Origin of the sequence: Paraburkholderia sp. BR13439, from assembly GCF_040948805.1 — a bacterium.
Lineage (GTDB): Bacteria > Pseudomonadota > Gammaproteobacteria > Burkholderiales > Burkholderiaceae > Paraburkholderia > Paraburkholderia youngii.
The window spans coordinates 1-1,290 of record NZ_JBFPKN010000114.1 but is presented as its reverse complement, the minus strand read 5'-3'; the positions used below and the strand labels follow the sequence as shown (position 1 = coordinate 1,290).

The window sequence follows — 1,290 nt, the reverse complement described above, 5'->3', positions numbered from 1 at the left end:
TGAGCTTCCCTCGGTTTTTCGCCTTCCACAGGTCCCGAGTTACGCAGCGACATCCTTGGTCTGCTGAGCCTTGATCCAGTCTTGCAGAAACTGAACTGGCGATACGAAGCCAAGCGACGAATGACGACGACTACGGTTATAAAACACTTCCAGGTATTCAAACAAGTCTGCCATCGCTTCCTGATGCGTTCGGTAGCGTGTCGCATGGACGCGCTCGTTTTTCAGGCTGTTAAAAAAGCTTTCCGTCGGTGCGTTATCCCAACAATTTCCTTTGCGGCTCATTGAGCATCGCATGCCATATTCGGCCAGCTTTGCCTGGAAGTCGTGACTCGCGTATTGACTGCCCCTGTCCGAATGATGCAGCGCGCCGGGCTCGGGCCGGCGCCTGAACCACGCCATCATCAACGCGTCAGTCACGATGTCCGCCGTCATGCGCGGCTTGATCGACCAGCCGACAACTTCCCGGTTGAACAGGTCGAGCACGATCGCCAGATACAGCCAGCCCTCGTCGGTCCAGATGTACGTGATATCCGAAGTGAACACCTGATTCGGCGCCGTCGGCGTAAAGTTGCGCTCCAGCAGATTCTCTGCGACCGGCAGCTTGTGCTTCGAGTCTGTCGTTACCTTGTAGCGCTTCTTGTGCCGGGCACGGATACCGTTCTCGCGCATGAGCCGCTCAACCCGTTCCTTGCTGGCCGGATAGCCACGCGCGCGAATCTCCTCGGTCATCCGTGGCGATCCATAGGCGCCCTTTACCTCGGCGTGAATGGTGCGGATCAGCGCCAGCAACTGTTCGTTGCTCAGGCGTTTGCGCTCGGCTGTGCCGCCGCGCTTCCATGCCCGATAGCCATTCAGACTGACGGACAGGACCTCACACAGTGCCGACAGCGGAAAGTGACGGCACTGCGTATCAATCCAGGCGTACTTCACAGGAGGTCCTTCGCGAAGAACGCCGCCGCTTTTTTTGCGATTTCAAGTTCCATCTGCAGGCGCTTGTTTTCGGCTCGCAGGCGCGACAGCTCCATCTGTTCCGGGGTCACAGCCTTTGTCCCGGCGCCGTTCAGCTTGCCCGCCTCTGCAGCTTTCACCCAGTTGCGCAATGTCTGCGGTGACATCTTCAATTCACGAGACACGGCACGGATGCTTTGGCCATCCTTGACCCGTTGCACGGCGGCCGCCCTGAACTCAGCCGTATATGCCTGGTTTGGTACCTTGAACATTATTTTTTTCCTTCCTTCAGATCGAGTTTATACACGACCCGCTGGAAGGCGAAATTTCAGGGGAAGCTCA

1 protein-coding gene is annotated in these 1,290 nt (G+C 57.3%); it reads right to left on the bottom strand.

Annotated features, from left to right (window positions below):
• Positions 1-39 precede the first annotated feature (39 nt).
• Positions 40-1,220, bottom strand: a protein-coding gene (locus AB3X96_RS42410) for an IS3 family transposase (RefSeq protein ID WP_368594400.1) whose coding sequence is annotated in 2 segments (ribosomal slippage) — positions 40-968 and positions 968-1,220 — 1,182 coding nt in all. Because the reading frame shifts where the segments join, the coding sequence is not laid out codon by codon here.
• Between the last annotated feature and the right edge of the window lie 70 nt (positions 1,221-1,290).